Annotated in this window: 6 protein-coding genes; 1 reads left to right on the plus strand and 5 read right to left on the minus strand. The window is 70.4% G+C overall.

Annotation, left to right across the window (positions count from 1 at the left end):
* From R6V09_RS45560 to R6V09_RS45580, 5 genes are all read right to left on the minus strand, one after another.
* Positions 1–135: ATP-binding protein (locus R6V09_RS45560; RefSeq protein ID WP_442810266.1), on the minus strand; the 135-nt coding region annotated here is incomplete at its 3' end.
* A gap of 76 nt (positions 136–211) precedes the next feature.
* On the minus strand, positions 212–562 hold the full coding sequence (locus R6V09_RS45565) for a UBP-type zinc finger domain-containing protein (protein ID WP_317887359.1): 351 nt from the start codon (positions 560–562) through the stop codon (positions 212–214).
* A complete protein-coding gene (locus tag R6V09_RS45570) occupies positions 559–2,016 on the minus strand; it encodes an ATP-binding protein (RefSeq protein WP_262060471.1) in 1,458 nt (485 codons plus the stop codon). Before R6V09_RS45570 ends, R6V09_RS45565 begins: the two co-directional genes overlap by 4 nt.
* A complete protein-coding gene (locus R6V09_RS45575; RefSeq protein WP_317887360.1) occupies positions 2,013–3,689 on the minus strand; it encodes an FAD-dependent oxidoreductase in 1,677 nt (558 codons plus the stop codon). The genes R6V09_RS45570 and R6V09_RS45575 overlap by 4 nt, the downstream gene beginning before the upstream one ends.
* A 154-nt stretch (positions 3,690–3,843) precedes the next feature.
* A complete protein-coding gene (locus tag R6V09_RS45580; RefSeq protein WP_317887361.1) occupies positions 3,844–4,389 on the minus strand; it encodes an RICIN domain-containing protein in 546 nt (181 codons plus the stop codon).
* 170 nt (positions 4,390–4,559) lie between these two features.
* On the opposite strand from R6V09_RS45580, the gene R6V09_RS45585 reads away from it, so the two are divergent.
* Positions 4,560–5,033 (plus strand): universal stress protein (locus R6V09_RS45585; RefSeq protein WP_317887362.1); only part of this gene is annotated, 474 nt, incomplete at its 3' end.

Below are 5,033 nucleotides of genomic sequence, written 5' to 3' on the forward strand. Positions count from 1 at the left end.
CTTGCCGACGCCCGCGTCCCCGGCGATCAGCACCGCCCCGGCCGTGCCCGCGCGGGCACGCTCCAGCACACCGGCGAGGCGGGCGACTTCCTCGTCCCGGCCGATGAGCGGCGCTGCTGCTACGGATTGCGACACGTCCCCATCCTGGCACGCGCCACCGACAACGCACCTGGCCACCGGGCGGGAGACGGTGCCCGCCCGGCGGGCCGGTTCAGCGCAGTGTCTCGGCCCAGTTGGCCGGAACGCGTCCCGCCGGACCCGGCACCGGCTGGTCCTTCGGGTGGCTCACCGGGGCGGTGAGCTCGGGACCGGAGTCGTACAGCTCGGAGGTGCTGAAGTTCCAGAACCAGTCCTCGCCCGGCTCGTAGCTCTGGATGAACGGGTGTCCCGTGGACTGGTAGTGGGCCGTGGCGTGCTTGGCGGGGGAGTCGTCGCAACAGCCGATGTGACCGCACTGCGCACACCGCCGGAGGTGGAACCACCAGCCCTGGGCCGCGTCGCACTCCACGCAGCCGGCGCCGCTCGGCGGGACGCTGGGGTCGATTCCGGTGATGTCGTTCATGCGGACTCCTCGGGCGTCTCGTTGTCCGTGGCGGTGAGGGGAAGCAGGACCTGGAAGCGGGTGTCGCCCGGCACCGACTCCACCTGGAGCGTGCCGTGGTGCTTGTTCACGACGATCCGCCAGGAGATGTCCAGACCGAGGCCCGTGCCCTCGCCCACCGGCTTGGTGGTGAAGAACGGATCGAAGATACGGCTGCGGATCTCCTGCGGCACACCCGGTCCCGTGTCACGGAACTCCACCATCAGCTGATCGCGCACCAGCGCCGTCCGCACCGTCAACGTGCCTTCCCCGCCCGCGCTGTTCATGGCGGACACCGCGTTGTCGATCAGGTTCGTCCACACCTGGTTGAGCTCGGCCGGGTAGGCCGGGATCTTCGGGAGCGTACGGTCGTACTCCTTCACGACCTTGATCCGGTCGCCGACCTTGCCGCCGAGCATCAGCAGTGTGCTGTCGAGGAGTTCGTGCACATCGGCCACCTGGTACGGGGCACGGTCCAGCTGCGAGTACTGCTTGGCGGCGCCGACGAGGTTGGAGATGCGGGTCGTGGAGTCCTCGATCTCCGTCATCAACAGCTCTGTCTCGACCGTGTAGTTGAGCCAGCCGATCGCTCCCGGCAGGATCTCCTCGTCCACGGCCGCCGCGACCTGGTCGAGCCACTCGACGTCGAGACCGGCCTGCACGAACGTCGGCGCGATCTGCCAGGACTCCGTGACGCCGTGGTCGTCGAGCCAGTCCGTGAGCTGGTCCTCGCGGTCCGAGGCCTCCAGCGGGCTCAACGTCTGTGCCTTGGCGACCCGTTCGGCCGTGCGCTCCTGGATGTCGATGAGGTTGGCGAGGTCCTCCCGCGAGTACGGCCCGGAGGAGATGACGCGCAGCTTGTGCCGCATCTTCGCCACCCGCTCCCGCAGCGTCGAGGTGGCCCGGACGGCAGCGGCGGCGGGGTTGTTGAGTTCGTGCGTGAGCCCGGCCGACAACGAGCCGAGCGCCAGCAGCCGTTCACGCTGGCTGATCGCCAACTGGCTGCTCTTCTGGCCGAAGAAGAGCCCCTCCAGCAGGTGGACCGCCATCGGGAACCACTCGCTCATGATGGCCGCGAAGGTCTCGGCGGGCAGCACGAAGAACCGTGTCGTCTCCGTCACCCGCATCGAGTTGAGGTACACCTGCTGCACCCGGTCCCCGATGTAGGCCTGCATCGCGCCCGTGTACACGCCGCGCTGCGAGGTGCGTGCGACCTCCACGTCGTCCTCGCCGACGCGGCGCGACAGCACCACGGTGCCCTCGATCATGACGTAGAAGCAGGTGGCGGGGTCGCCCTCGGTGTAGACGGGCCCGGCCTCGAACTGCTCGACCTGACCGTCGCAGCACAGCCTGCCGAGCTGCTCCGGCGTCAGCTTCTCGAACAGGAACAGCGTGCCGATCTCCTGCGGGCTGCAGGGCAGCACCTGCCCGCTCATGACTGCTCCAGGTAGCGGTGGACGAGCATCACGGCCATGGCTCCCTCTCCGACGGCGGACGCGACGCGTTTCGCGGACTCGGCGCGTGCGTCGCCCGCCACGAACACGCCGGGAATGTTGGTCTCCAGGTGGTACGGCGGCCGGTCCAACTCCCAGCTCGCGGGCGGCTTTCCGTCCGCGGTGAGGTCGGGCCCGGACAGGATGAACCCGCGCTCGTCGCGCAGTACCGCGCCGTCCAGCCAGTCGGTCAGCGGGGCCGCGCCGATGAACACGAACATCCACTGCGCGTCGACGAGTTCGGTGTTCCCGCTCTCGGTGTCGCGCAGGGTGAGCTGCTCCAGGTGGTCGGAGCCGTGCGCCGCGTCGACGACCGTGCCGGTGCGCACGGAGATGTTCTCCGCCTCGTTGATCTGCTGGATCAGGTAGTACGACATCGACGCGGTCAGCGAAGGACCGCGCACCAGCAGCGTCACCGACTTGGCGCCCCGGGCGAGGTACATCGCCGCCTGTCCCGCCGAGTTGGCGCCGCCGACGATGTACACGTCGTGCCCCTGGCAGGAGGCGGCCTCGGTCAGCGCCGAGCCGTAGTAGACCCCGCAGCCCGTCAGATCGGGTGTGCCGGGCGCCTCCAGCTGCCGGTACGACACACCGGTCGCCAGGATCACGGCGTGCGCGGCGACCGCCGAGCCGTCCGCGAACCGTACGACCCGCGCCGAGCCGCTGGCCTCAAGACCCGTGACCTCGCGCGCGGTCAGGATCTCGGCGCCGAACTTCGCGGCCTGCCGCCGCGCCCGGTCGGTCAGTTGGGCCCCGGACACACCGTCCGGGAAGCCCAGGTAGTTCTCGATCCGCGAACTCTGCCCGGCCTGCCCACCGGTCGCCGACCGCTCCACGAGGACGGTCCGCAGCCCTTCCGAGGCCCCGTACACGGCCGCGCCGAGCCCGGCCGGTCCGCCGCCGATGACGACGAGGTCGTAGAAGTCGGCCGTGGGCGTGGTCGCGAGCCCCACCTCGGCGGCCAGCTCGGGCGCCTCCGGCTCGACCAGCACCGAACCGTCGGCCGTGATGACGAGCGGCAGCCGCTGCCCGTCCTGCCCGGCGGCCGACAGCAGCCGCAGCCCCTCCGGGCTGTCCGCCGAGTACCAGCGGTACGGCACCTGGTTGCGGGCCAGGAACTCCCGCACGTCCGAGGAGCGCGCCGACCAGCGGTGCCCGACCACCTTCGTGGCGGGCACGGGCCGGTAGTCGCTGTTCCGCCACGCCTCCAGGAGGTCGTCCAGGACCGGATAGAGCTTCTCCTCGGGCGGGTCCCAGGGCTTCAGCAGATAGTGGTCGAGGTCCACGACGTTGATCGCGTCGATCGCCGCGTCCGTGTCCGCGTAAGCGGTCAGCAGCACCCGACGCGCGCCGGGATAGACATCGAGGGCCTGCTCCAGGAACTCGATGCCGTTCATCTGCGGCATGCGGTAGTCGGCCAGGATCACGGCCACGAGATCCCCGCGCAGCTTCAGCTCGCGCAGCGCTTCGAGCGCGGACTCGCCGGACTCCGCGCGCACGATCCGGTACGACTCGCCGTAGCGCCGCCGCAGGTCACGGGCGACGGCACGGGAGACTCCCGGATCGTCGTCCACGGTCATGATGACGGTCCGCGCGGATTCGGCGGCCTGTGCCATACGTCTCCCACCCCGAGTGGTCGGCTTCCGGCACGGCGGCGCCGTTGTCACCGCGCCGGCTCCCGACCATCGTATGTTCGATCGCCCCGCTTCGCTCCGGTACACCCGATACCGGGGCCGCGGCGGCGCCGGGAGTGCGGCGCGGCTCACCTCGTCACACGGTGACGAACTGCCAGTGCTGGCTGAACGAGCCGGCGGAGCAGGGCGTCAGCTCTTCCAGCGCGAGGTTGCCCGTGCCGGTCGCGTACGCGCACAGACCGCTGGCGCGATGGTGCAGCTCGTTCCACTCGAATCCCGCGGCCACCGCGCTCCACTGCTGAGTGGTCACGCCGTTGCAGTTGAGCATCCAGAGGACGCCGGCGAACTGGGCCATGCACAGGCCGCTCTGCTTGCTCACCAGGAAGTAGTAGCCGTCACCGGTGGGGACCGCCGTCCACAACTGGTTGTCCGTTCCGGTGCAGTCGTACTGCTGGACGTGGGCCCCCAACGGGCGGTCCTCCTGCCTGATGTCCATGCACTTGCCGCTGGACCGATTGACCACCTTGAAATACGAGCCGGCCACCGCCGGAGCGGCCAGACCGGCCGACGACGGGGCGTCGGCGGCCTGGGCGTCGACGATGCCCCAACAACTGATCACCAGGGCCGCCAGGGTGGCCAGCAGTAATCTCGTGTGCCTCGCGTGCCTTCGGACATTGGTCATGTTTCCCCCACGTGAGTCGTTCGGGACGCGTGGAGTGTGACTCGCCGCGTGTGGGCTGTCGCCCCCTGTTCCGTTCATCGGCACGAAGCGGCCGGCTCCTCGCCGTCATGGCGGCAGTGTGGTGAAGACTGGGTCCGACGGATGTGACCGCACCACAGGGAGGCCACCGCATGACACGCCCGATCACGGCAGGGGTCGACGGATCGGCGGAGAGTCTCGCCGCACTCGCCTGGGCGGGCCGGGAGGCCGTACGGCGGGGGCTGGCGCTGCGTGTGGTGCATGTCTGGCGGTACGAGTCGCACCAGGCTCTCGACACCGGGGACCGGGACACCCAGGACCGCTGGGTGCGCGACGCCGCGGCCGAGGCCGCCCGGAGCCTCGCCGAACGGCACCCGGACCTGGACGTGACCACCGACGTCCTGGAGGGCGACCCCGTCGACACCCTGACCGCCGCCGCTGCCGACTCCGAACTGCTGGTGCTCGGCTCACGCGGGCACGGGCCCGTCGTCGGCTTCCTGCTCGGTTCCGTCGGACAGCAGGTGATCGCCGACGCCGTACGGCCCGTCGTGCTCGTGCGCGCCGGGGACGAGGCGTCCGGGGAGGCCGCCGGGCGCGAGATCGTCGTGGGGCAGCACGGAGACCCC

The sequence above is a fragment of the Streptomyces sp. W16 genome, assembly GCF_033194735.1.
Classification (GTDB): Bacteria; Actinomycetota; Actinomycetes; order Streptomycetales; family Streptomycetaceae; genus Streptomyces.

Coding starts and splice junctions, on each gene's coding strand:
- R6V09_RS45565 (WP_317887359.1), bottom strand. CDS start 562: ATGAACGACATCACCGGAATCGACCCCAGCGTCCCGCCGAGCGGCGCC.
- R6V09_RS45570 (WP_262060471.1), bottom strand. CDS start 2,016: ATGAGCGGGCAGGTGCTGCCCTGCAGCCCGCAGGAGATCGGCACGCTG.
- R6V09_RS45575 (WP_317887360.1), bottom strand. CDS start 3,689: ATGGCACAGGCCGCCGAATCCGCGCGGACCGTCATCATGACCGTGGAC.
- R6V09_RS45580 (WP_317887361.1), bottom strand. CDS start 4,389: ATGACCAATGTCCGAAGGCACGCGAGGCACACGAGATTACTGCTGGCC.